Consider the following 25967-nt stretch of genomic DNA (forward strand, 5'->3'; position numbering starts at 1 on the left):
GGCATTATCTTCCGGCCCGGCATTTCTCATCCATGATACAGATTCTTAATCTCACCAAACAGTTCCTTGCAGTTCTCAATCTTCTCTTCATTTCCAATCGTACAGAAACTGCCCGTCTTCAACACCGCGCTGACAATCCCCGCCAGCTTCCGGATATCCTCCGCTTGTGCATCCAGCACCTGGTCTCTCTCCTTCTGGAGCATCTCATTGCTCACATGGGACAGATAGGCGGACAATGCTCTTGCCCCCTTATCCGAAGGATTGAGCGGCGTATCCAGCCCGCTGATGGTGCCAATCACATACTTGGTCATGTCTCTCTCATCCACCGAGAAATTCTCCAGATAGTCCACGATGCCCTCGTAAACCTGATCCGTCTCCGCCAGATTCGGGTCACGGTAAGACACGAAATATCCCTCTCCGGACATTCCGAATCCGCTCATGCACCCGTAAGCGCCGCCCTTCACCCGCAGATTAATCCACAGATAATCATAGCTCAAAATCACCTTCAAAATCCGCAGCGCCCCCGTGTAAGAGAATCCGGCCTTCTTAAAATTGCCGCACCGCGCCACATAGTTGACCTGGGAAGCCGTCTTGAATCCCTCATTCCGGTTCCCCACCTCAAACAGATAAGGATACACAACGCCGCTGCCCTCTGGAAGCGCCTCCGTCAGTCCTTTCATCGCCCCATCCACACAGGCAAACCCTTCGCCGTCCGAAGTCACATTCACCAGCATATTGTCCACGGTAAACAGCTTCGCCGCCACCTCTTTCAATTTCTCAATCAGAGCTTTGCTGTTCTTCTCATAATCCTTCACCACATCCTCCAGGAAATGGTAGAATCCAACGCCGCCCGTCCTGTCATTAAATGACGCCGTCGCCGAGAAATAGGATGTCGCCCTGGCCACCGCCGCGCTGTGGGAAGCTCCCTCCAGTTTCATCCTGGACCGCGACTTGGTCTCCCTCAAAATCTCACCCAGCCGCTTCTCATCCTCCAGCTTCGACCTGGTCAATATCTCCGCCAGCATGTCAAATCCGAATCCAATCTTATCGTACAACACCCGCACATCCGCAATAAATGCCCCGGTGAATCCATTTTCCCGCTCCAAATCCACATAGGAACCGGTGCTGAAGCTGATACCGCCGGAATTCAAATGAATCTCGCTGGTTAAGTCACTGTACGTAAAATTCTCCGTATCCACATATCCCAGCACCGATTTCAGCAGCCCCACATAAGGCAGATCCTCCACCGGCACCCGGTCCGTGTTGAACAGCACCTTCAGATACCCAATCCCGGACGTAAACATTTCCTGGTGAAGCACCAGGACACCGTTCATCAGATGCTCCTTCCAGTGAATCTCCTCCGCCTTCCTGTCGATGTCCTCCCTGGAAAGCATAGGAATCTTCTCCAGCTCCTCGCTTGGGGACGGCGTATCCTGATAGTTTTTCAGTTCCTCCGTCTCCTTCACCAGCGCCTTCACTTCCTGCGCCGACAATCCGGCCTTATATTCCGCCAGCTTCTTCGCCACCGCGGCATCCTCTTTCGCCGTCAGATTCCGCTCCGGGCTGACCACAATCACCGCCTCAAACGGGTTATCCAGCAGATAATCCCGAATCAGCGACTCAAAATATCCTTCTTCCACAGCCTTCTTCAGGAAATCAAAGGTCTCCTGATACTCCAGATGCATCATCGGGTCCCCGTCATACAGCCAGCTGTCCAGCGACTGAAGCCCATACATCAGCCCCTTTGGCGCCGTTCCAAAATCCGCCTCCCGGTAACGGAACTCAAAATAATTTAATCCCGCCAGCAGACTTTTCTTGTTAATCCCGTCCTCCGCCAGCTTCCGAAGCGTCCCTTTTACAACCGCCAGGAACTCCCCTTTCTGCTCCTCGTTGGCATCCTTGGCCACCACGCTGAAGTAGGGCTGTAAAATGCCGTTGTCATAGCCGCCTAAAATATCATGGCCAATTCCCGCATCTAAAAGCGCCTGCTTTAATGGCGCACCGGGAGCGTCGAGAAGGGTGTACTCCAGGATTTGGAAAGCCAGGTATAATTTCGGGTCCAGGTCTGTCCCCACCACACTGCTGACAGACAGGTAGGAAGCGTCCTCCTCCGGCTCATCCTCCGTGATGGAGTAGGTTATTCTGGAGTCCTTTGGCTCTGTGAATGGCTTCTGCATGTCGATGTGAGAATCCACTTCTTTTTTATCGTAGTGGCTTAAATAGGCTTCATCCAGCCACTCCAGCTTCTCCGCCATGTCCATATCACCGTAGAGGTAAATGAAGCTGTTGGATGGGTGGTAGTAGGTTCTGTGGAAATCTAAAAATGCCTCGTAGGTTAAATCCGGCACGGATTTTGGGTCACCGCCTGATTCAAAGCCGTAGCAGGTGTCAGGGAATAACATTTTCTGGGTGTACCGGTCCAGTACACTTTCCGGTGAGGAGAAGGCGCCCTTCATCTCGTTGTAGACAACGCCGTTGTAGATGACGGGGGAATCTTCAGATTCCAGCTCGTAGTGCCAGCCCTCCTGCATGAAAATCTTTTTCTCGTTGTAAATGTTGGGATGCAGAACGGCGTCCATGTAGACGTCCATTAAGTTCTGGAAATCCTTGTCGTTGCAGCTGGCAATCGGATATACCGTTTTGTCAGGGTAGGTCATGGCGTTCAGGAATGTGTTTAAGGAACCTTTTACCAGTTCTACGAAAGGGTCCTTGACTGGGAACTTGTCGGAACCGCAGAGGACACTGTGCTCCAGGATGTGGGGCACGCCGGTGTCGTCGGACGGCGGCGTCCGAAATCCAATATAAAATACCTTGTTTTCATCATCATTAGAAACCAGGAACACCCTGGCTCCCGTTTTTTTGTGTTCCAGAACGGTTCCGATGGAGTTTAGTTCCTCCATCTTTCTTTCATCCACAATTCTGTACGCTGTCAAATCCTTTAAACTCTTCATTCATCTACCTCACTTTTTTCCTTTATCATAAGGCTCTCTGTGCCCCTACCGAATACACAGCTAACTAATTACATATTACCCATTAATTTATCTTTTAGTATCGCCGCACACTCTCTCACACAAAGATGTGGAAATAAAAGCTTATCTGACTCCGACGCAATTCCATAAATCCCCGGAATCCCCCACTTTTCCGCAATCATCCTTGCCCGGAACACGTGGAAATTGCTGGTCAGCACGCCTATCTGGAGCGGCTTATCTTCCGCCACCACATAAGGCCCCGGCGCAATCGGCCTCATTTCCCTTGCCTGTTTTTCTCTCTTCTCATTCTGAATCTCATCAATCAGCACCTTGCTATATGCGATATTCTCCACCGTACTGGTAGAAATCGTCTCCATAGCCATCTGTTCCTCCGGCACCCCGTTATAAAGCAGATATTCATACATCGCCCGTGCCTCACTCATCGGCTCATCCGGCCCCTGTCCCCCGGACAGAATCAAAATTGTATCCGGATTTCTCTGGCTATATTCAATCGCCTTATCCAGCCGTTTCCTAAGAGAATTGCTCAGAGAATCCTCCTTCACCTTCGCCCCCAGCACAATCAAATAATCCAGATTCGGCACATCCGCGCTGGCCGCTCCCATAAACACAAGAACCTCCACCGTCACAAACACCACCACGCAGGCGCCAAACAGCGTCGCCGCCGACACCGGCATCCACAGCGGCAGTTTCTTCGGATGCACCCTGGCGTACTTACAGCCCGCCGACACCAGAAAGAAAAATCCCGCCGCCAGCAGCCACACAAACGCAAACGACGTAGAAAACCCGGAATAAATAACAATGACAATATAATAAACCAAACAAACCACCGCCAAAACCCCAGCAATCCACATCATCATCACGTCCGCCTCCAATCTATTCCATCTCACTCCGCCTCAAAATATCAAACACCTGAACATCCACACCCAAATCCACATACACCACCTGCTTCGGATGCGGAGCGCTCTCCAAACTTCCCCCATCCTCATCATACAAAGCCTTCACCGTCACCACCAGGTTCCGCCCGTCCGGCTTCATCACCTCAATCTCTTCCCCCACCGAAAACTTATTCTTCTGTTCAATCCGGCAGAACCCTCTCTCATCCACCGCATCCACCGTCCCCAGATACGTATAATTCTTCACATACGTATTATTATCATATATCTGTGACGTCTCATCCGTCTTCCCAAAATAAAATCCCGTCGTAAACTCCCTATAAGTGCACTTCCCAATCTCCTCTTTATACCACTCCAAATTCTCCCGATACTTCTCCGGCGACTCCCTGTAATCATCAATCGCCTTCCGATAAGTCCGGGCCACCGTCGCCACATAAAGCGCCGTCTTCATTCTCCCCTCAATCTTAAAGCTGTCAATCCCCGCCTCAATCATCTCCGGCACATGCTCAATCATACACAAATCCTTAGAATTAAAAATATAAGTCCCCCGCTCATTCTCATAAACCGGCATCACTTCCCCCGGCCTAGTCTCCTCCACAATCGAATACTTCCATCTACAAGGATGTGTACAAGCCCCCTGATTCGCGTCCCTCCCCGTAAAATAATTACTCAACAGACATCTCCCCGAATAAGAAATACACATCGCCCCATGAATAAAGCTCTCAATCTCCATATCCTCCGGAATCCTCTCCCGAATCCCCCGAATCTCCTCCAGGGAAAGTTCCCTGGCCGTAACCACCCTCTTAGCCCCCAACTCATACCAAAACAAATAAGTCCCATAATTCGTATTATTCGCCTGAGTACTAATATGAATCTCCATCCCCGGCATCACTCTCTTAGCAATCCGAAACACCCCCGGATCCGAAATAATCACCGCATCCGGCCCAATTTCCCTCAACTCCTCAAAATACTCCTCCACCCCCACCAAATCCTCATTATGCGCCAGTATATTCGCCGTCACATAAACCTTCACCCCTCTACCATGCGCAAACTCAATCCCCTCTTTTATTTCCTCATTCGAAAAGTTCTTCGCCTTAGCCCGAAGCCCAAACGCCTCCCCCCCAATATAAACCGCATCAGCCCCATAAACCACCGCCGTCTTCAACACATCCAAACTCCCCGCCGGAATCAACAATTCAGTCTCTCTCATCTATCTCCAATCCTCTCTATCCTAAATAAAAATATCTAACACTCTATCTTCCATCTCTATCTAAACCGTCCAACTCCCGGTTATATTCCCATTAATTTAAACCCCATCCCAATCCCCACATCCTAAAAAATACCAGCCTTGTGAAACTCAGCATCCTTCCCCAGCGTCATCCAACGCCCAGCCGTGCGCAGGCAATTGACCCCATAGGGACCGTAAAGCCACGCCGGTCCTTGGGCTCCGTCCTTTGGAGCCCTAGTACCGCTGCCTGGCGCCCAGAGCGAGAGCGTGTCCCGGTGGGGTCAATAGCCTGCGTGCGGCGTACTTTCGCCAACAATCTCGCCCATTTTCACGCTCACCGCAACCCCATCCCCAATCGGCACCACCGCCGTCTCCACTCCCTCCATATGCTTCACCACATACAAAAACTCCCTCATCCTCCCATGAATCGTCCTCTTCCGTCTCTCCACCGCATACTTCGACTGCACCACATCCCCATCCTGCAGCACATTATCCGCCACCAGCACCCCTCCCGGCGCCAGCACCCTCATAACCTCCCCAATCCAATTCAAATACTGCCCCTTAGCCGCATCCATAAACACAAACTCAAACACCCCATCCCCAAATCCCTTCAACACATCCTCCGCATCCCCCTCAATCAAGCTTATCCTCTCCTCCACCCCCGCCTTCCGAAAGTTTTCTTTCGCCTTCTCAATCCTAGGCTCATACTTCTCCACCGTAGTAATATGCCCTCCCTCCGGCAGCACCATCTCCATCAGTAAAGCAGAATAGCCTACGGCCGTCCCCACTTCCAGGACAGCCCTAGGCTGTTTCATCGCCACCAGAGTCTTCAAAAAAGCCCCCGTCTCTTTTTTAATAATCGGAACCCGTTCTGCCACCGCCTCTCTCGCGATGGCATCCCGCAATTCCCCCTGACCGGCTTCCAAAGAATAAATAAAATCCCGAATTCTCTCGTCCCCTATCATCCTTCCGTTTCCTCTTCCTCAGGCCCATCCCGGAGCTCAATAATAATCTCCTTCGCCGTCATAGAATTATTCAACGTAAACGTCCCCGGAATAATCTCATACTCCCCGGCCTTCCCATACTCATAAAACATACTCTGAATCAGAAACGCATACTCATTCTTAATCAGTCCCTTGCTATCCAGCTCCTTAGCCACATCCATCAGGGAATCTCCATCCTCAATCTGCACCACCTTATCAATCCCCGGTGCCTCAGCCATAGCCGTAGAATGGAAAATCTCATACCCAAACGCGTACCCCTTGGTAATCCCTTCATACAACAGCAGCACCACCAGCGCATAGAAAATCAATTTCCCCGAAATCCCAATAATCGCTCCGGTCACCCTGTTAATCTCTTTCGTCGTATTACTCATAAGCTCTCATCCCTTTTTACGCGGCAAAGACCTCTCTGCTTATTCCACTTCCATGATAATCGGCAGAATCATCGGATTCCTCTTCATCTTCTTCCACAGGAAGTCACTCAAGCTGTCGCGGATAATATTCTTAATCTTGCCCCAGTCACTGACATGACGCTCCAGACAATCATCCACGGCCTCCACCACAATCTTTCTGGCCTGCTCCATCAAATCCTCGGACTCTCTCACATACACAAAGCCCCTGGAAACGATATCCGGACCGGCCAACAACTGGTTACTGTACTTCTCAAGCGTAAGCACTACGATGATGATACCATTTTGAGCCAGGTTTTGTCTATCCCGAAGCACAATATTTCCCACATCGCCCACACCGAGGCCGTCCACCAGAATCGCGCCCGACTGCACGTGGTCCACCACCTTGCAAGACTCATTGCAAATCTCCACCACATCACCGGAGGACATCAGAAGAATATTCTCCTTCGGAATGCCAACCGCCTCCGCAAGCCCCTTCTGAGCCATCAGATGACGATACTCTCCATGAACCGGCAGCGCATATCTCGGTCTCAACAGCGAATAAATCAGCTTAATCTCTTCCTGGCAGGCATGTCCCGAAACATGGGTATCCTGGAAAATAACCTCCGCTCCCTTGATGGACAATTCATTAATCACCTTCGAAACCGCCTTCTCATTACCCGGAATCGGTGTAGAACTGAAAATCACTACATCCCCCGGCTTAATCGAAATCTTCTTATGAATGCTGGCCGCCATTCTCGAAAGCGCCGCCATCGCCTCACCCTGGCTGCCCGTAGAGATAATCACCGTCTTCTCATCCGGATAACTCTTCAGCTGGTCAATATCAATCAGCGTCCCCTCCGGAATCTTAATATACCCAAGCTCGCTGGCCGTCCCGATGACATTGACCATGCTTCGCCCTTCCACCACCACTTTTCGTCCATACTTGTAAGCCGAGTTGATAATCTGCTGCACCCGGTCCACATTGGAAGCAAACGTAGCGACAATAATCCTCTTATTCTTGTGGTCCGCAAAAATCCCGTCAAAGGTCTTCCCGACCGTCTTCTCCGACGCCGTAAATCCAGGCCGTATCGCGTTGGTACTGTCACACATCAGCGCCAGCACACCCTTCTTTCCCAGCTCCGCAAACCGCTGTAAATCAATGGAATCTCCGAACACCGGAGTGTAATCTATCTTAAAGTCACCGGTATGCAGGATAATTCCCGCCGGTGTGAAAATAGCCAGAGCAGACGCGTCTGCAATGCTATGATTTGTCTTGATAAATTCGATACGAAAGCATCCCAGGTTGATGGACTGGCCATGCTTTACCACTTTTCTCTTCGTACTTCTTAACAGGTTATGTTCTTTTAATTTGTTGTCAATCAACGCAATCGTCAGTTTCGTTCCGTAAACAGGAGCATTAATCTGCGGTAAAATGTAAGGCAGCGCCCCGATATGGTCCTCATGTCCATGGGTAATGACAAATCCCTTAATCTTGTCCGCGTTCTGCTTTAAGTAAGTCACATCCGGAATCACCAAATCAATTCCCAGCATATCGTCGGAAGGGAACGCCAGTCCGCAGTCCACGATAATGATGTTGTCCTCGTACTCAAAGGCCGTAATATTCATACCAATCTGCTCTAAACCGCCTAACGGTATAATCTTCACCTTCGCCTCTGTATTCTGTTTTTTACCTTGTTGTTTCAATCTGTTACCTCCATATTCTAATTTTGTTCTTTTTTAATTCTGTTTTTTAATTCTGTTTTAAATCTCTAACTCTGTTTCTCTTCCTCTTCGAATTTCTTCCTGCATTCCTTACAATATCCGTACAATTTCACCTCATGGTCAACCACCGTGAAGCCCATCCTGTCATAAACCGCTCTCTCCAGCGCCTCCAGTAAATCGTCCTCAAACGAAATCACCTGTCCGCACTGCCGGCAGATGGCGTGATGGTGGTGGTGCTTCTGCTCCCCGTCAAACTCTCCCAGCTCATAGCGGGCGAATCCGTCGTCAAAGCTGACCTTGTCAATCAGGCGCAGATCCACCAGCACCTGCACCGTTCGGTAGATGGTCGCCAGGCCAATCTCCGGATACTGGACTCTGACCAAATCAAAAATCTGCTCTGCCGTGAGATGCTCTCCCGGATGTTCGGCCATAATTTCCAGAACCAGCAGCCGCTGACTCGTCACCTTAAGTCCCTTCTCTTTGAGCATCTCCCTAAACAAATCCTGATTCATACCAAAGCCCCTTTTTAACTATTATTATTTCATTTTTTCAGGTCTACGTCCATATCTTCCATCAGCTCTGAAAAAATCTTAAATAAATAATCCATCTCATCGTCGTCCTCCACAAACTCGTAAACCGCGTCTGCTTCCTCCGCTTTGGACATATCCTTGAGGATATAACAGTCTCCATCCTCGTCATCTTCTTCGGCGTCCGTCACCAGCAGGTAGTTCATGCCATTAATCTTCGTCTCCTCCAGCACGTAGAACTCCACGCTCTCCCCGTCGTCCGTCTCCAGGGTAATCAATCTCTCTTCGTTCATCTTGTTTCTCCTTCTTTGAATCCGTTAAAAGCCTTTATATGGAATCCAGATAGCCTTGCAGAATAATACCGGCTGCAATCTTATCTATGACTTCTTTTCTATGTTCTCTCCTGACGCCGCTCTCGATTAATATCTCCTCCGCCGCCACCGTCGTGAGACGCTCGTCCCACAAAATCACCGGAAGTCCCGTTCTGCGCTCCAGCATGGCCTTAAACTCTTCCGTCTTTTTGGCCCGCTCTCCCACAGTATCGTTCATATTCTTAGGATAACCCAAAACAATGGTTTCAATCTCATACTCGCCGATTAATGTCTCAATTCTGGCCAGTGTCTGCCGCAGTTTATTCTCGTCTTTCCTGGTAATCGTTTCCACTCCCTGGGCTGTGAGACCCAGCGCGTCGCTGACTGCCACTCCCACGGTCTTCGAACCGAAGTCCAGTCCCATGATTCTCATATCCATGTACTCCATTTCATTCCCGGACTAATTTCAGCCACACAAAAAGAAGCTGGCACCGCCAACAATTCTCCCTAACATATAATATGACTGCCAGTTTCCGCCGTCCGACAGAATCTGACAGTCCCCTATACGCACTTACACACGCCCCTACTTTAACTTCTCTTCAATATACACAGACAAAAGTTCCTCCAGAATCTCATCACGTTCCACTTTCATGATCAGACTTCTGGCGTTCTTGTGACTGGTAATATAAGTTGGGTCTCCAGACATGATATAACCAACAATCTGGTTGATTGGATTATATCCCTTTTCTGTCAACGCAATATAGACCTGCTCTAAGACCTGGCTCACATCCATCTTATTCTCTTGTACGGTTTTAAAAAATTGTGTATTATGAATTTCGCCCATCTGTACCCACGTCCTTTAACTATTCTCCTCTATTCTATACCACTTTCCCACATTCGGCAACTAAAATATTTCTTACGAACCTATTTTTTTAATAGATTTATGATTTCATCGGTGAGAAAACCGTCCAAATACCCGGTAATCATGGTTCCTTTCCTGGTTTCATCCCAGGGAACCGCTGCTCTCACATACTCTTTTGTGTAACCGGCCAGGTAGTCGACGCCGTCCACCGTCACCTTTTCCTCCAGAAGCACCTCTTTTTCCTGTCCCAGGAAACTCTCCCGGTACTCCCTCGACATCCGCTCCGTCAGAGCCAGCAGCTCGTCGCTTCTTACCGCCTTCACCTGCTCCGGCACCTGGTCCTCCATGACAGCCGCTTTAGTGCCCGCCCGCTTGGAATACTTAAACACATGCATTTCATAAAAATGCACCCGCTCCAGATACCGCTTCGTCGTCTCAAACTCCTCCGCCGTCTCCCCCGGAAAGCCCACAATCACATCCGTCGTAATCGCCGGGTTGTCAAAATATTTCCGCAAAATCTCACACCGCCCCGCGTAATCCTCCGTGGTGTAGTGACGGTTCATCCGCCGCAGCGTCTCATCACAGCCGCTCTGCAGCGACAGATGGAAATGGGGGCAGATGGTAGAAAGGCCCGCCAGCGTGCTCACAAACTCCTCCGTGATGATTCTGGGCTCCAGCGAGCCAAGCCGGATTCTCTCTAACCCCGGCACCCCGTCAAGCCGCACAATCAGCCCAAGCAGATTCTCCTTTTCTCTTCCGGGAAATCCACCCCGTAGGAGCTTAGATGAATCCCGGTCAGCACAATCTCCCGGTACCCGGCCGCCACCAGCGTCTCCACCTCCGCCACAATCTCCTCCACCTGACGGCTTCTCACCCGCCCCCTGGTATAGGGGATAATGCAGTAGCTGCAAAACTGGTTGCACCCGTCCTGAATCTTGATAAACGCCCGGGTGTGGTCCGCGATTTTTTTGATGGCCAGCCGCTCATACTCCTTCGTCTTTCCGATGTCGATGATGTGGCTTCCCCCGGAGATGTGGGTCGCCCCATCGCCCTCCGACGCCGACCGCTCCTCAAAATAAGCGTCCAGAATCTCAATCAATTCCGTCTTTTTGTTGTTGCCAATCACAATATCGATGGCCTCGTCCTTCTTAAGTTCCTCTCCTGCCGCCTGGACATAACATCCCGCCGCCACCACCACGGCGTCCGGATTCATTTTCCTGGCCCGGTGGAGCATCTGTCTCGATTTCCTGTCCGCAATGTTGGTGACGGAGCAGGTGTTAATCACATAGACATCCGCCCCCTCCCGAAACGGCACAATCTCATAGCCGGCTTCCTCCAGCATCTGCTGCATGGCTTCCGTCTCATAAGAATTCACTTTACATCCCAAATTATGCAGGGCTGCCTTTCTCATTGAATCTATCTCCTGTCTGCGTTTCCCCTAAGCCTATGCAAAGAGGACTATCCGAATTTTACATCATATTAACCTGAATTTATGCAATCTAACTATTGACTTTTCCTCCATTCATCTGTACTATTGAAGGAGGTGAGGGACATACCCCGCCGTATATTTTATGTAACTCAATGAAGGAGGGGTATCCCATGAAAACTGTTCGTATTTCTTTAAATTCTATCGATAAAGTAAAAGCATTCGTGAATGATTTGACCAAATTTGATGAGGATTTTGACCTGGTATCCGGCAGATACGTTATCGACGCCAAATCCATTATGGGCATCTTCAGCCTGGACTTATCCAAACCGATTGATTTGAATATCCATGCCGAGAGCAACATCGATGCCATTATGGAACTGCTGGCTCCGTACATCATTCCGTAATTTCATACTTACTTAAGGAATTCAAAAGCTGCTTATACAAGCAGCTTTTTTATTTTCCAAAACTTGAAATCCTAATCGCACCAAATCACTTCTCTCGTCTCAATGGCCGCCGCCATCATCTCATCAATCTTCTCCTGCAGCTTCATCTCCGACTTATGGATAATATTGATATTCGGCTTCGTCACCGGATGCTTCGCCACGAAGATGGTACAGCAGTCCTCATACGGCTGAATCGACGTCTCAAACGTGTGAATCTTCTCGGAAATATCCACAATCTCCTGCTTGTCAAATCCAATCACCGGACGGAACACCGGCAAAGTGCACACCTCGTTGGTGGCCGCCAAAGACTGCACCGTCTGGGACGCCACCTGCCCGATACTCTCCCCCGTAATCAGGGCCAGAGAGCCGGTCTCCTTCGCGATATGCTCCGCAATCTTCATCATATACCGTCTCATGATAATAGTCAGCTCCTCATGAGGACACTGCTCATAGATATAGAGCTGGATATCCGTAAAATTCACCACGTGCAGCTGAATCGGCCCAGAATACACCGCCACCAGCTTCGCCAAATCCACCACCTTCTGCTTGGCCCGCTCGCTGGTGTAAGGCGGCGCGTGGAAATAAACCGCGTCAATCTTCACGCCCCTCTTGGCAATCATATATCCCGCCACCGGGCTGTCAATTCCGCCGGACAGTAAAAGCATGGCCTTCCCGTTGGTCCCCACCGGCATCCCGCCAGGTCCCGGAATCATCTGGGAGTAAATATTCACCTGGTTGCGGACTTCCACCCGCACATACACATCCGGCTTATGCACATCCACCTTCATCTCCGGATACGCCTCCAGAATCACCTCGCCCAAATCCCGGTTCATCTGCTCCGACGGCACCGGATAATTCTTGTCGGCCCTTCTGGAGTCCACCTTGAATGTGAAATGTTTGTCAGGGTACACCTGGTCGATATAGGAGACCACTTCCCGCTTCAGGTTCTCAAAATCCTTCTCCTCTATCTGCACCATAGGGCAGATCCAGGCGATGCCAAACACCTTCTGTAACTCTTCCACCGCCTCGTCGAAGTCGTAATCACCCAGCGCCTCCACGTAGATACGTCCGGATTCCTTGGAAATCTGAAACTCCCCCTCCACATGCTTCAGGGCGCGGCGCATCTGCTTGATTAAGGCGTCCTCGAACATAAACCGGTTCTTGCCCTTGGTTCCGATTTCCGCGTATTTAATTAACAATGATTTATAAAACATACTTATCCTCTCTTGTATCTGCGAAGCACCGGAAGCAGTTCCTTCAGCACCTCGATACTGTAATCAATTTCTTCCTTCGTGTTAAATAACCCAAAACTGAACCGCAGAGTGGCGTCCAGCAATTCCTTCTTCACACCGATGGCCTTTAACGTATCGCTGACCCCCGGATGATTGGAGGAGCAGGCCGAACCGGAGGACACGTAGATGCCCTTCTCCTCCAGCGCGTGCAGCAGCACCTCACTGCGGATACCGTCAAAGCTGACGCTGACCACCTGGGGGGCGCTCAATCTTCCCCGCTCGCTGTTGATATGGGTTCCCTCCACCTCAGCCATCCGGTCTATCATATAATCCTTGAGACCGTAGAGATAGTCCAGCTTCTCCTCATGGTTGGTGTACATCTCCTTCGCCGCCACGCCAAGACCTGCCACGCCGGGAACATTTTCCGTCCCGGAACGCATGCCCTTCTGCTGGCCGCCGCCAAGAATCAGAGGTTTCACCTTCACCTTCTCATCAATGTATAAAAATCCCACGCCCTTCGGCCCGTGAATCTTGTGGCCGCTGACGCTGAGCAGATCAATCCCCTGTCTCTTAGGGCGGATGGTGTACTTTCCATAAGCCTGAATCGCGTCCACATGGAAGATGGTCTTCGGGTTCTTCTGTTTGATCACCTTAGATATCTCCTCCACCGGCTCTACGGCCCCAATCTCATTATTCACATGCATGATGGAGACAAGCAGGGTATCCGGGCGGATGGCCTCCTCCAGCTCCTTCAGGCTGATATGCCCCTTCTCATCCACCGGCAGATACGTAATCTCATACCCGTGGTCCGCCAGCATCCCCAGCGGATTGTAGACGGATGCGTGCTCAATGTTGCTGCTGATAATGTGCTTCCCGGCCCGCTCATTGCCGAAGGCCGTGCCCATCAGAGCCATATTGTTGGACTCCGTGCCGCCGGAGGTGAATAAAATCTCCTTGTCCTGCAACCTTCAACGTCTTCGCAATCTCGGCTCTCGCCTGTTTGATATAATTCTCCGCCACCATGCCCTTGGAATGCTTGGCCGCCGCGTTGCCGTAATCCTCCGTCATGGTCTTTACCACAATATCCTTCACGCTGTCCAACACTCTGGTTGTCGCGGAATTGTCAAAATATGCTTCCATATAATCTCCTAACTTTCCAATTGAAACATCAGTATGGACAGAATCGCAAGTCCCGCCGTCTCCGTGCGTAGAATCCGTTTTCCCAGCGTCACCGGCCGGATATCCGCTTCGCAGGCTGCCTCAATCTCACTGTCCTCGAAACCGCCCTCCGGTCCGATGAAAATGCCCACGCTCTTCCCCGGTCCGACTCTCTCCAGTTCCTTCCTGGTTCCCGCCATGCCCTCAGCATGCTCAAAGGGAATCAGATTCACATCCAGATTCTTTGCAAATGCAAACGCCTCTGAAAGGCTCATCACCCCCGTCACCTCCGGGATGATGAGCCGTTTGGACTGCTTGGCCGCGCTCTCCGCAATGGAATTCCAGCGCTTCACTCTCGCCTCTTCCTTTTTTGCATCCAGCTTCACCACCGCCCGCTTCGTCATTACCGGTATCACCTGGTACACGCCCAGCTCCACCGCTTTCTGGACAATCAGTTCCATCTTATCGCTCTTAGGCAGTCCCTGAAACAGGTACAGCTTTGCCGGAAGCTCCGTCCCCTCTTCATTCACGGACAGAATCCTGGCCGTCACCTCCTCCGGGGACACCTCATCAATCTCGCAGTGGTAATCCTTATCCATTCCGTTGCTGATTAACACCTGCTCCCCCGGCTTCATGCGGAGAACATTTTTGATGTGATTCACATCGCTGCCCGTAATACAGATATGACTCTCCCCAATCTGCTCCGGTGACACAAAAAAATGGTACACGCCTGTTACGCTCCTTTATCGTTTGCGGGCCGTGATGGACACCCACTCGCCCTGGTAGGTAGTTTCGATGATTTCCAGCGCCTCGTTCTGGTTCATGGCCTCCTTCACCGCCTCCTCCTTCATATTGATAATGCCGGAGGTGATGAAGATGCCGCCCTTTTTCAAGTGTACCGGAATCTCCTTCTGCAGTAAGATAATCACATCAGCCAGAATATTGGCCACCACAATATCGTAGCGCTCATATCCCACCTGGTCCTGAACCGCCTTGTCGTCAATGATATTGCCCTGAAGTACCCGGAATTTCTCACCGCCAATCTGGTTGGCCTCTAAGTTCTCTCCCACGGCCGTGATGGCATTTTCATCCAAATCCGTGCCGAACACCTCTTTGGCCCCCAGCTTCAGCGCCGTGATTCCCAGTATTCCGCTTCCCGTTCCCACATCCAGAATCTCCGAATCCGGCGTGAGATATTTGCGAAGCTGGCGGATGCAGAGCTGGGTGGTCTCGTGCTGGCCGGTTCCAAAGGCTGTACCCGGGTCAATCTGAATCAGCAGCTTGTCCTCATGCTCCTTTGGCATTTCCTCCCAGGTTGGCTTAATCAGGATATCGTCCACCGTAAACGGCTTAAAGTACTGTTTCCAGTTGTTAATCCAGTCCTTGTCCTCCGTCTCCGACGCCTCGATAGTCCGCTCTCCCACGTCCACGAACTGGCTCAAATCATCCAGTCCCTCCTCAATCTCCTTAAGAATCCGCTCCAAATCGGAGAGATCCTCCAGGTAAAAGCTGACCTTCGCCACACCCTCGTCCGGCGGAAGCTCCGGTAAAATGTCAATAAACATTCCCTTGGTCTCAGCCTCCGTCAATGGAATATTATCCTCAATTTCAATTCCTTCAATACCGATTTCATCAAATAAGTTACTGATTAAATCCACCGCCTCCGTGGTGGTGGTCAGTGTAAATTTATTCCATTTCATCCCATACTCCTTGCCGGCTTACTGCCCTGTTATAATTTTTATAAATAGAATCGTCAACACCACCAGTACGATGGGGTGCACAATCTTCTGTCCATTGTTCACCACCATACCGGAGCCGATATAATGACCTCCGATACAGAATACCGCCGCCGCAAATCCCAGCGGGTACATCACCTTGCCGTTAATAATAAAGGTAATCAGGGCCGCGATATTGGACGACAGATTGATGACCTTCGTCAGTCCCGACGCCTTCTGAATATTCATCTTCGCCACCCCGGTCAGAATCAGGATGAGAAATGTCCCCGTTCCCGGTCCGTAGAACCCGTCGTACATCCCCACCACAAAGGCGGCCATGATGGCAATCGCCAGCACCCGGTTCTCCGGCAGCGTGTCAATCCCTTCCCCAGCCCCCATGTTCTTGTTGCGGAGCACGTAGTAGGCCACGATGGGCAGAATCACAATCATCATATTCTTAATCACCGATTCGCTGACCAGCAGAGACAGATTCGCCCCGATAGGGGAGCCAATCAGCGCCGCCACCGACGCCGCAATCGCGATTTTCCCATGAATAAATCCATTTTTTCCATAACGAATCGTCGAAACGGTGGTTCCCAGGGTGGAACTCAGTTTATTCGTGCCAAGCGCCATATGAGGCGGCACCCCGGCTATCAAAAACGCAGGAAGGGAGATAAGACCGCCACCCCCTGCAATCGAATCAATAAAACCAGCCAAAAACACAAGCGGGCAGACAATCAGATACGATATCATATTAAAAATCCTCTTCCTTACGTATTTTTTACAAAAACCCATGTTACATAATATCATAATTTATTTTTTATTGCAATAAAACCGTCCGCTCCCGCATTAATCTATTGAACGGATTAAAAAGGCTTCTGTTCCTGGCAAGATTCCGGTGAACACATATCAAACGAAATTCCTGAATGCATTACACTCCATCACACAACCGGAGGGGCGTCGGGCAGGGGCACACATAAAAAAAGAAGGTCCGCTGGCACTTAGCCGGCGAGCCTTCTTTTTTATTGATTATTTTTTCGCGGTTCTTAAATATCTCCGCCAATTCCAAACTCATCCACCGTGGTTTCCTCTTCCGCCTCGGTCTCCTCCACCTTGGAAACAAACTCGGAGAGGAAGGCATCCTCGGAAAGTCCTGCCAGATAGGTCGGCAGGTTGATGACTATGCCATCCATGTTGTACGGCAGGCTCAGGCTCACATTGTAAACCATGACACTGTCGCCCTTGTTTGGCGTCACCTCAAAACTCACATCGAAAGTCTGGCCGATGTTGACGGACATGGCTCTCTCTTTATCGTAGAGCTTGCCAATCCGCTCTCCATCCACATAAACTTCCACCTTATAGAACGATTCATAAGTCTGACCATTATAATCCATGGTCACGTTATCCATATAAACCGTATGGCCGCGGCCGATCATCATCATAATGCCTGCAATGATGATTAAAAGCAGGACTGCCCCAAGCTGAAACAGTAATGTACGTTTATTTTTCAATTCGCGTCCTCCTCATCCTGGTCAAGTTTTAGCTGTTCACCGGCTTTGCTCTTGGCCCGACGTTTTTTCGTCTCATACATAATCAGAGCAAGGGTGATAACACCGTAGGAGATAAACACGCGGAAATACTCACCAATCATGGAGTCTCCCGTAATCTTGGCTCCTGCGGACGGCGCCACAATGAACATCAAGTGGAACAGGATTGCTCCCAGGAACACGTTGCCGATGTTTGCCCTGTCAACAGACGCACCGCCTACCAGCAGCGCCGCGATACAGAACATACCAATCTGCTTGTGGGAACTGTATGTGGAAATATTTCCCATATTCTGTAAATAAATTACCATACCGATACCGGCGCAAACCGTGGACATCACGATGGCGATGATTCTGGTGCGCTCCACCTTGATACCGGCATCACCGGCCACATCCATATCCTGGCCCACGGCACGCATGTCCTGGCCAAGTTTCGTTTTGCGGAACCAGATAATAAACAGACACAGCAGTGCAATCACAAGTAACGTCAGCACCGGAATCTTGACGCCGCCGATGCGGACCGCCATCAGATTGTCCAGAGACTGTCTCATATTCAGCAGGCTGACCGTGTTACGGATGCCGTACCCACGTGGCAGCTTGATGCTGGAATGCTTGATCGGGATAACCGGTCCCATCATGTACAGCACCACCAGCTGGTAGATACCATCCATGAAGAAGGCTATAATGTAGCTGGTAATCATCTCACGGCCCTTGGCCATATTCAGCATCTTTCCGCAGAATACACCCAGCAGGATGGAAATCGGAATTGAGATGATCATTGCAAGAATCATTCCCGGAATGCCCCAGACCTGCCAGTCAGCCACAAAGATGAAACCAATCTGTCCTGCCATGGCGCCCAGCGTCATACCGAAGTTCAGACCCATACCGGCCATAATCGGAATCAGCAGGCTGAGAATCAGGAACGCGTTTCTGCCCAGTCTGGTCATAATCTCGTTGAGCAGATAAGCCGGTGAAAACCCGGACAGTGGAATACAGACGGCGCAGATAATAACAAACATCAGCGGAACCGAGTTATTCCGGACTAATTCTATTATGCTGTTGCTGCCGCTCTTTTTCTTTTTTGTACTCATTTTGTCCCCTCCGTCTTTCTGGTCAAAGCGTAGAGAATCATACCGTTTGATACGATTATACGGATAACCTCGCTCATGTCCATATGAATCATGGAATTCATTACCGTTGGGGTCATGGTTACAATACCCTGGAACAGGAACGTACCGATGATAACATTGGTAATGGATGCCTTATTGACCGAAGCGCCGCCAATCAAAATAGCGGAAACTGCCGGAAGCGCCATATAGAACGGTGCCATGTAAAGCTGGATGAAACCAAAGCCCTGCTCATACATCAGAATACCAACCGCGGCAAGCCAGGTAGACATGATAACGGAAAGCATTCTGGTTCTGTCAATGTTCACACCGGAAGCTCTCGCGAACGCCGGGTTGGAACCCACAGCCGTCATCGCCGTACCGGTTTTCGTGTGAAGAAACGCCCACATCAGGAAGGCCAGCAGTGCGAAAAGCAGAAGGCTGCCCACCGGAATGGATAAGTGGCCGATATTAATCTGAAGGAAGTTGGCAAGCACCTTGTCATAAAATCCTTCCAGAGAGATGGTGGTACGAAGTCCCTTGCCGGCCAGGCCCCAGACCATCGTCGGGCTGCTGTAAGGAAGCAGAAGCCACATCATACACATAAAGGAAACGGAGGAGAATCCCACATACGTGGCAATCATCATCTCGCCGCCCTTAATCTTGTTGAGCAGCCAGCCGTAGCCGCCGCCAAAAATCACGGCAAACGGTGTGGAAATCAGAATCGCCATCACAAAACTCATGGGGCCGCTGAAACCGAACTGGATGGACATAGTCGCCCCCAGAAGTCCGGAGATAATACCAAGCGGCAGACCGAAGTTCAGTCCACAGCCGGAGTGTATCATCGGCACCATCGCCAGCACCATAACGGCATTCCAGCTGAAACGGTTGATGGTATTGGTAATCTGTGTCGGGAGGTCCGCTCCGACAAATGGCGTCAGAACAAACATCAGCAGAAGGAATCCGGTGATAATCAGTCTCGGAAGACCGAAGTTGTTCAGAAACTCCTTCACCTTTGCCTTATAATCATTTTTACTGTTTACTATTTTATCCATGCTGTTCCCCCTTATTTAACCTGGCTGACCATCAGCAGGCCGAATTCTTCCGAAGACTCGGTCGCCGGCAGGATTCCAGCAATCTTACCGCCTGAAACGATGGCGATGCGGTCACAAGTTGTTCTCAGCTCTTCCAGCTCCGATGAAATCATCACAACCGTAACGCCGTTTTCCCGGTTGAACCGTTTTAATGCATCCAGCACCAGCGACTTCGCGCCCACATCAATTCCTCTCGTCGGTTCGGAGACAAACAGGAATTTCGGTTCCAGTGCAAATGCTTTTGCCAGACAAACCTTCTGCTGGTTACCGCCGGAAAGTTCCTTGGCCTTCTGCATGGAACTGGTACACTTTATCTGCAGCTCATCGATGTATTTCTGGGTCACCTCATGGATTGCCTTTTCATCTCTCCAGGAAATCATGCCGCCCAGATACTTCTTGAGAAATTTATTCTGAATCTGCATCGCGGTAAACGCGATATTCCATTCCAGGGTCTCGTCCAACAACAGACCAACCCCTCTTCTGTCCTCGGATACAAATGCCAGAGATGCATCCAGACATTTTCTCGGACTGTTAAGCGCTATCTTCTGGCCGTCAAACTCTACCGTTCCGCCAGCTTCATAGAGTCCCATCACACCGTTTGGAATTCCCAGTTTTCCCTGTCCGGCCAATCCGCCGATTCCAAGGATTTCCCCTTCCTTCACATCCAGGTTGACATCGCGCACCGTCTCACCGGGCATATCAACCCAGAGATTGCGGATGGACATGATGGTCTTTGCGTTGGGGTCGATTTTGATATCCGACTTGACAGCGGCCTGAACATTTCTTCCCACCATCCACTTGGTGATATCCGCCACGTCCGTCTCTTTCGCCGCCACGTCTTTTACCACATAACCGTCTCTCATGATGACAACTTTGTCGCAGACCGACAAAATCTCATGCAGTCTGTGGGTGATGAAAATCACGGCAATACCTTTTGCAGCCATGCCGCGAATCGATTCCAGCAGAGCTTCCGCCTCCTGCTCTGTCAGAACAGCCGTCGGCTCATCAAGAATCAACAGCTTTAACTGCTCCTTGCTGAGTTCTCTCGCTATCTCCGTAAACTGCTTATGACCAACCGGCATTTCATTGATGGTCATCTCCGCATCAATCTTAACCCCCATCTTATCGATGGCCTTCTCGGAGATTTCCGCCATCTTCTTATAATCGAGGGTATCTAATCGGTCTCCAAATACCTCGGAGACTATATTCTTTTTCTTCGGCTCCCGGTTCAGCAGGATATTTTCGGTGGCCGTGAAGCCCGGAATCAGGGAGAACTCCTGATGTACCATTCCGATTCCCGCTTCCAGTGCATCAAACGGAGTGGAGAAGCTGACCTTCTCACCGTTAATCAATACATCTCCGCCGTATCCTCCGGTTTCTCTGATGACGTCCATACCGAAGAGGAGCTTCATCAGCGTACTCTTACCGGCGCCATTTTCGCCCACCAGGCCCAGAACCTGTCCGGCCTCCAGCGTAAAATTAATATCAGTCAAGACCTGATTGCCGAAGAAATCCTTCTTGATATTTCTCATCTCCAATAATGGAGCATTGTTATTTGTCATAGTTTTGCCCACCTAAAACAACAGGGGAGAGTCACCCCTCCCTCTGTCGTCAAATTTATTATTTGCAATAGAATCTTATTTGATGGTGAAATATTTCTCAGGAACTTCAATCTTTGTGGAGCCCATGAAGTGGCCAGGATCGCCCATGATATAGGTATCCTGGTATACCAGGAATACTTTGTCTAACTTAACGCCTGTTTCCACGTTGGTGTAGTTGGAACCATTCCACTCAGCCTTTGGAGAGAATACCTGATAAGCCTTAGCGATATCATCGATATCTGCAAGCTCGCTCTCGCCCTTTAAGACGTTCATCGCGTGCTGTGCAAGACCGGCTGTTGTAGTATAGCCATAGGAGTAAGCCCATGTACCAAAGTGGTCAGCGCCGCCTCTCTCAACGATGGTGGACTCTACTTTAGCAAGAATCTTGTCAAAGTCTCCAGCCTCTTCTGTCAGGTCGATACCAAGCGCTCCAGGATATCCCATCAGTGGGGATGGAAGGTCAGCCTCGATAAAGTATCCGCCGTATTCCATCAGCTGTTTTAACAGTGGCTCGGTATGAGCATCGTTGGTACAGAAGTAAGCAGCGTTCTTGCCGTACTTCTCAACCCACTCCGGAACCTTCTCCAGAATGTAAGCCTGGGCACCGGCTACGCCGACGTCAGAAGTTGGGTCCGGAGCGGTCTCAAGAACGAACTCCATGCCAAATTCCTTACAAGCCTCTTTCATAACGGCAACACGACGGCTCATGGTCTCGTATGCCATATGACGTGGGAAGGAAATATGTACAAAGGTATCACAGCCCAGCTCGTGAGCGGTACGGATGATTAAGTATCCACGTGCAACGAAGTCGTTGTTGCAGACTAAGTCAGCCGCGCTTCCAATCTCCGGTAAATCCTCGTGGGCCTCACCGGCGATACAGATGATGTCCGGGCGGCTCTCTTTAATCTTACGGAATGCTTCTGTTGTTCCAGGAACGGACTGGTTTACGATGATTGCCTTCATCTGAGGGTCATCGGAAAGGTTTACAATCGTCTGGATCGTGGTCTCAAGCTCCTCTGTGAAGTTGTCAGGATAGATAGCCAGTTTGACAATATCCTCACCATACATCTTCTGGAACTCCTCAGCGCCACGTCTGTCATCCTCGGACTGGGATACGGAACCGGTTACAATTCCGATATGGAAGTCTTCGGAAGGAGCCATCTCTGTGGCTTCTGTCTCTGCTGCGTCATCAGCCTTGGTCTCTGCCGCTGTTGTCTCTGCCTTGGTCTCTGCAACCGGCGGAGTTGTGTTTTTGCTTCCACAGGCGGAAAGTGAAACTACCATGGCGCCTGCAAGCATCACGCTTAAAATCTTTTTCATACATTACCTCCAAATAATTATTTATAAAAGGGCAGTATCCCCCCTTTTATATTAGTATTAATTGTAGCATACACCCACATTTTGTCAATAGTTAACACTTTAATTAATTAACTCGCCAGTGAAATTCGTGAAATTTTTGCCCCTGAAATGATACCAATAACAGAAAATGGAGCGGATAACGACACTGCCGCCACCGCTCCATGAACATAATTTTCTACCTTCAATCCATTTATCCTTTAATCCCGGAATTCGCAATCCCCTCAATAAACCCTTTCTGAAGGAAAAAGAACACAATCAGAACAGGGAAGCTTAAAAGCACCACGCCGGCCATGGTTTCGTTTGGCCGGATAAAGTTGGCAGCCTTGATGGTGTTTAAGCCCACCGCCAGCGTAAACTTCTCCGTCTTCGCCAGAAATGTGGACGGAACCAGATAAGCATTCCAGCAGCTGGTGAAGTTCAGTATCGCCAAAGTGGAAATCAGCGGTCCCGACAGTGGCAGAACCACACGGAAGTAGGAACCGATATATCCAAGCCCATCCACCCTTGCCGCCTCAATCAGCTCATCGGGAATCGACAGATAAAACTGACGCGCCATAAAAATCGAGAGACTGCTCACCATAAACGGAATCACAAGCCCCTTTATCGTGTTGTGCCATCCGAGACTGGCCACCATGATATAGAGCGGCGTCAGCAGAAGCTGGAATGGAATCATCAGGGTGACCAGGACGCTGTTAAAGACAAACTTCCGCCCCCTAAATTCCAGCTTTGCCAGAGCGTAGCCGGCCAGCAGGCTGGTGGTAATATTTCCCGCCAGCGTTAACACCGTCACCAGCACGGTATTGACATACCATTGCAGCATGGGATAATCCTCAAACAGCTTTTTGTAATTGTCCAGAGAAATCACATGCAGAGGTGGAATCTTATTTACATACTCAAACGGTACCAGAGAGGTCACAACCGCGTACCCCAGAGGCAGCAAAAATACCAGTGTCAACAAAGCCATTACGGCATACAATAAACATATTCTAACCCGTTTCACTTTCTAATCCTCCAGACGTATCAGTTTTCTCTGAGCTGCCGAAATCACAAGGATAATGATAAAAAGAACCATGGCAATCGCGCTTCCATACCCCATCTTGTAATACTTAAAGGACTGGGTGTAGAAGAACGTCAGCAGCGTACTGGTTGCCCCCGCCGGAGACCCCAGGCCCCCATTTGACGAGGTGATAACGGAAATCTGGTCAAACAGCTGGAATGACTGGATAATCCCGTAGGTGACAACCAGAAATGTGGTTGGTTTCAAATTCGGCACCGTAATTTTTAAAAATGTCTGTACCTTCCCCGCCCCGTCAATCTGCGCCGCTTCGTAGAGCTGGGGAGAGATATTCTGAAGACCCGACAGGTAATAAATCATGTAAAATCCAACCGTCTGCCACAGATAGAGAATCCCGATAAACGGCATAGCCAGCGCCACATTGGCGTACCATGTCACATTGGGCAGTCCAAACAGTGACAGAAAGGAAGACATCGCCCCGCCCTTCACAAAGAAATACATAAACACAGTGGCCGCGGCCACGGAGGAAAGCACATAGGGCGTGTAAAAAAGCCGTTCTGAAAAATCCTTTCCCCCTCAGCTTTGCATTGACCGCCACTGCCAGAAGCAGCGCCACACAGGTCTGAACCGGAACCGTGACAGCCACAAACAGAAGCGAATGTGTCAGGGCCTGATAGAATTCCGAATCATGAAACAGATTCTTGTAGTTTGCCAATCCGATAAACGCGGCCCTGTCTTTAAACATATAATTAAAATCCTGAAAACTGATTAAAAATGCCTGAATCAACGGATATACAAACCAGATACACAGCATAATCACCGCAGGCGCCAGAAACAGCACGGCCGCCAGGGTCGATTCTTTTCTGTGATTGTAACGTTTCTTCCTACCTGTTGTCATGATACACCTCTTTTACTCTTATTGATTGCCATATTTGGCAGCCAGATTGTCAAGAATGCCCTTGGAATCCGCTTCCTTCCCGGCATACTCCACTTCCTCGAATGCTCTGACCAAATCGGTCTGGAACTCCTGAGCGTTGGCCGGATATCCGAAGGATGTGGCCCACTCCAGGGATTCTTTCGCAGGAGCAATCTTTGGATTTTCTTCAAAGTACCAGTCTCTTAAAGAGAGAAGACTTGGCATATTCCCCACAATCTCAGCCGTCAGCCTCTGGGCATTTTCATTGCACAGATAATAAGCTGCCTGGGCCGCCTTCTCCGGATTCTTGCTGCTGCTTAACACCGCAAAACCCTGGCTGTGCAGCGTACATCCGTGGTTTCCGTTGCCGCCCGGCATGGGAACTACCTCATAATTAATGTCGGGAGCCGCCTCCTTCATCATACCGATATACCAGGTTCCGCCGGTGGTCATCGCACATTTCCCTCCTGCAAATACTTCCCCGTCCCAGGATAAGCCCACATCCTTCGGGTTGACGGCCAGCCCTTCCTCATACATCTTAAAGATGTAGTCAAACGCGTCCACATTGGCCTTGCTGTTAATCTCATCCCCATTTTTCCAGCCGCCCCCAAAGGAATTCATATACTGGGTGGGATGGTAGCCCTGGGAGAAGTCGATACAGAGACCTGCCACATCATCCTTCGTCAAGACCTTCGCCGCCTCATATACCTCATCCCAGGTCTTCGGCATTTCCCCAAGGCCCGCTTCGTCCCACATATCCTTGTTGATGATAAACAGTCCGGGAGCCGCTGTCGCCGGAATTGCGTATAGTTTTCCTTCCCAGGTCCAGGCTTCCACCGCGTTCTCATCAAAGCCGGACAAGTCAAAGCCGTAATCATTTAATGGAAGAAACAGTCCCTCCGTTATGTATCCCAGATGGCCCTCGTTGGACGGAACAATGATGTCGGGAGCCGTTCCCGCCGCTATCTGTCCGGGAAGGCTGTCCCAGAAATCAGCGGTTCCCGCATAGTGGGCCAGCTCCACTTTCACGCCTGGAATCGCCGCCTCGATTCCTTCCAGGGATTTTTCGTAGGCTTCCGTTTCACCAGAGTCTCCCCAGTATCCCAAAGTAACGGTTACCGTCTCCCCGTTGTCCGCCTTGGTATCTGCGGAAGCACCCGCCGCCTCCTTTGCGGCTGTCGTATCCGCAGTATTTTCCGCCTTGTTACCACATCCCGTCAATGATATTCCCGCCACCATGGACGCAGTCAGTAGAACAGATATCAGTTTCTGTTTTTTCATAATCAGTTTACTCCTTTTTCCTTGAAGTTTTTTGGTTCGGCTCCGAGCTCTATGGTTAGTATAGCATTCTTCATCCCGCACAATCAATTACTGGTTTTTTGCTTACCTTAATGTATTTTTACCACAAACAGCTGACAAAAAAGCAAGA

General features: G+C 50.1%; 23 protein-coding genes and 2 pseudogenes. 1 reads left to right on the plus strand and 24 read right to left on the minus strand.

Annotated features, from left to right (window positions below):
• Positions 1-26: 26 nt before the first annotated feature.
• The 11 genes and pseudogenes from HMPREF9473_RS19150 to mtaB form a co-directional block, all read right to left on the minus strand.
• Positions 27-2951, minus strand: coding sequence for an insulinase family protein (locus HMPREF9473_RS19150; protein WP_006781853.1), 2925 nt, complete (start codon positions 2949-2951; stop codon positions 27-29).
• Between the two features lie 68 nt (positions 2952-3019).
• Entirely contained in the window at positions 3020-3847 is an 828-nt protein-coding gene (locus HMPREF9473_RS19155; protein WP_006781854.1) for a YdcF family protein, read from the minus strand.
• A 16-nt stretch (positions 3848-3863) separates the two neighbouring features.
• Positions 3864-5093, minus strand: coding sequence for a peptidase U32 family protein (locus HMPREF9473_RS19160; protein WP_006781855.1), 1230 nt, complete (start codon positions 5091-5093; stop codon positions 3864-3866).
• Between the two features lie 299 nt (positions 5094-5392).
• Positions 5393-6076: an O-methyltransferase gene (locus HMPREF9473_RS19165; protein WP_006781856.1), complete on the minus strand. Its 684-nt coding sequence runs from the start codon at positions 6074-6076 to the stop codon at positions 5393-5395.
• Entirely contained in the window at positions 6073-6486 is a 414-nt protein-coding gene (locus tag HMPREF9473_RS19170) for an endolytic transglycosylase MltG (protein WP_006781857.1), read from the minus strand. The genes HMPREF9473_RS19165 and HMPREF9473_RS19170 overlap by 4 nt, the downstream gene beginning before the upstream one ends.
• 39 nt (positions 6487-6525) lie before the next feature.
• Positions 6526-8208 (minus strand): ribonuclease J, encoded by a 1683-nt coding sequence (locus HMPREF9473_RS19175; RefSeq protein WP_006781858.1) that lies wholly within the window; start codon positions 8206-8208, stop codon positions 6526-6528.
• A 65-nt stretch (positions 8209-8273) separates the two neighbouring features.
• Positions 8274-8738 carry a Fur family transcriptional regulator gene (locus HMPREF9473_RS19180; RefSeq protein ID WP_006781859.1) on the minus strand — a complete coding sequence of 155 codons (465 nt, stop codon included), beginning with the start codon at positions 8736-8738 and terminating at the stop codon, positions 8274-8276.
• Positions 8739-8767: 29 nt separating this feature from the next.
• A complete protein-coding gene (locus tag HMPREF9473_RS19185; RefSeq protein WP_006781860.1) occupies positions 8768-9046 on the minus strand; it encodes a DUF1292 domain-containing protein in 279 nt (92 codons plus the stop codon).
• A 34-nt stretch (positions 9047-9080) separates the two neighbouring features.
• Positions 9081-9497 carry a Holliday junction resolvase RuvX gene (gene ruvX / locus HMPREF9473_RS19190; protein WP_006781861.1) on the minus strand — a complete coding sequence of 139 codons (417 nt, stop codon included), beginning with the start codon at positions 9495-9497 and terminating at the stop codon, positions 9081-9083.
• 150 nt (positions 9498-9647) lie between these two features.
• Positions 9648-9908: an IreB family regulatory phosphoprotein gene (locus tag HMPREF9473_RS19195; protein WP_006781862.1), complete on the minus strand. Its 261-nt coding sequence runs from the start codon at positions 9906-9908 to the stop codon at positions 9648-9650.
• 80 nt (positions 9909-9988) lie between these two features.
• Positions 9989-11337: pseudogene (mtaB, locus tag HMPREF9473_RS19200) on the minus strand (tRNA (N(6)-L-threonylcarbamoyladenosine(37)-C(2))-methylthiotransferase MtaB).
• A gap of 188 nt (positions 11338-11525) precedes the next feature.
• Here mtaB and HMPREF9473_RS19205 point away from each other — a divergent pair.
• The gene (locus tag HMPREF9473_RS19205) at positions 11526-11759 is read left to right on the plus strand and encodes a hypothetical protein (protein ID WP_006781865.1); all 234 of its coding nucleotides are present in this window, start codon (positions 11526-11528) and stop codon (positions 11757-11759) included.
• A gap of 71 nt (positions 11760-11830) precedes the next feature.
• Here HMPREF9473_RS19205 and thiI read toward each other — a convergent pair whose 3' ends face one another.
• From thiI to HMPREF9473_RS19270, 13 genes and pseudogenes are all read right to left on the minus strand, one after another.
• The gene (gene thiI / locus HMPREF9473_RS19210) at positions 11831-13012 is read right to left on the minus strand and encodes a tRNA uracil 4-sulfurtransferase ThiI (RefSeq protein ID WP_006781866.1); all 1182 of its coding nucleotides are present in this window, start codon (positions 13010-13012) and stop codon (positions 11831-11833) included.
• 2 nt (positions 13013-13014) lie between these two features.
• A pseudogene (locus HMPREF9473_RS19215) lies at positions 13015-14170 on the minus strand (cysteine desulfurase family protein).
• Between the two features lie 8 nt (positions 14171-14178).
• Entirely contained in the window at positions 14179-14916 is a 738-nt protein-coding gene (locus HMPREF9473_RS19220) for a 16S rRNA (uracil(1498)-N(3))-methyltransferase (protein WP_006781869.1), read from the minus strand.
• A gap of 15 nt (positions 14917-14931) precedes the next feature.
• Positions 14932-15888 (minus strand): 50S ribosomal protein L11 methyltransferase, encoded by a 957-nt coding sequence (gene prmA, locus HMPREF9473_RS19225; RefSeq protein ID WP_006781870.1) that lies wholly within the window; start codon positions 15886-15888, stop codon positions 14932-14934.
• An 18-nt stretch (positions 15889-15906) separates the two neighbouring features.
• Positions 15907-16656 carry a sulfite exporter TauE/SafE family protein gene (locus HMPREF9473_RS19230; protein WP_006781871.1) on the minus strand — a complete coding sequence of 250 codons (750 nt, stop codon included), beginning with the start codon at positions 16654-16656 and terminating at the stop codon, positions 15907-15909.
• Between the two features lie 293 nt (positions 16657-16949).
• Entirely contained in the window at positions 16950-17414 is a 465-nt protein-coding gene (locus HMPREF9473_RS19235; RefSeq protein ID WP_006781872.1) for a DUF6672 family protein, read from the minus strand.
• The gene (locus tag HMPREF9473_RS19240; protein ID WP_006781873.1) at positions 17411-18538 is read right to left on the minus strand and encodes an ABC transporter permease; all 1128 of its coding nucleotides are present in this window, start codon (positions 18536-18538) and stop codon (positions 17411-17413) included. The genes HMPREF9473_RS19235 and HMPREF9473_RS19240 overlap by 4 nt, the downstream gene beginning before the upstream one ends.
• Positions 18535-19608, minus strand: coding sequence for an ABC transporter permease subunit (locus HMPREF9473_RS19245; protein WP_006781874.1), 1074 nt, complete (start codon positions 19606-19608; stop codon positions 18535-18537). The genes HMPREF9473_RS19240 and HMPREF9473_RS19245 overlap by 4 nt, the downstream gene beginning before the upstream one ends.
• Before the next feature lie 11 nt (positions 19609-19619).
• Entirely contained in the window at positions 19620-21209 is a 1590-nt protein-coding gene (locus HMPREF9473_RS19250; protein WP_006781875.1) for a sugar ABC transporter ATP-binding protein, read from the minus strand.
• A gap of 75 nt (positions 21210-21284) precedes the next feature.
• The gene (locus HMPREF9473_RS19255) at positions 21285-22568 is read right to left on the minus strand and encodes a DUF3798 domain-containing protein (RefSeq protein WP_006781876.1); all 1284 of its coding nucleotides are present in this window, start codon (positions 22566-22568) and stop codon (positions 21285-21287) included.
• Positions 22569-22797: 229 nt separating this feature from the next.
• Positions 22798-23571 carry a carbohydrate ABC transporter permease gene (locus tag HMPREF9473_RS19260; protein WP_138669634.1) on the minus strand — a complete coding sequence of 258 codons (774 nt, stop codon included), beginning with the start codon at positions 23569-23571 and terminating at the stop codon, positions 22798-22800.
• A 39-nt stretch (positions 23572-23610) separates the two neighbouring features.
• Positions 23611-24156: a carbohydrate ABC transporter permease gene (locus tag HMPREF9473_RS28255; protein ID WP_006781878.1), complete on the minus strand. Its 546-nt coding sequence runs from the start codon at positions 24154-24156 to the stop codon at positions 23611-23613.
• A 382-nt stretch (positions 24157-24538) separates the two neighbouring features.
• Positions 24539-25819, minus strand: coding sequence for an ABC transporter substrate-binding protein (locus HMPREF9473_RS19270; protein WP_006781879.1), 1281 nt, complete (start codon positions 25817-25819; stop codon positions 24539-24541).
• Between the last annotated feature and the right edge of the window lie 148 nt (positions 25820-25967).

The sequence above is a fragment of the Hungatella hathewayi WAL-18680 genome (genome assembly GCF_000235505.1).
GTDB classification, from domain to species: domain Bacteria; phylum Bacillota; class Clostridia; order Lachnospirales; family Lachnospiraceae; genus Hungatella_A; species Hungatella_A hathewayi_A.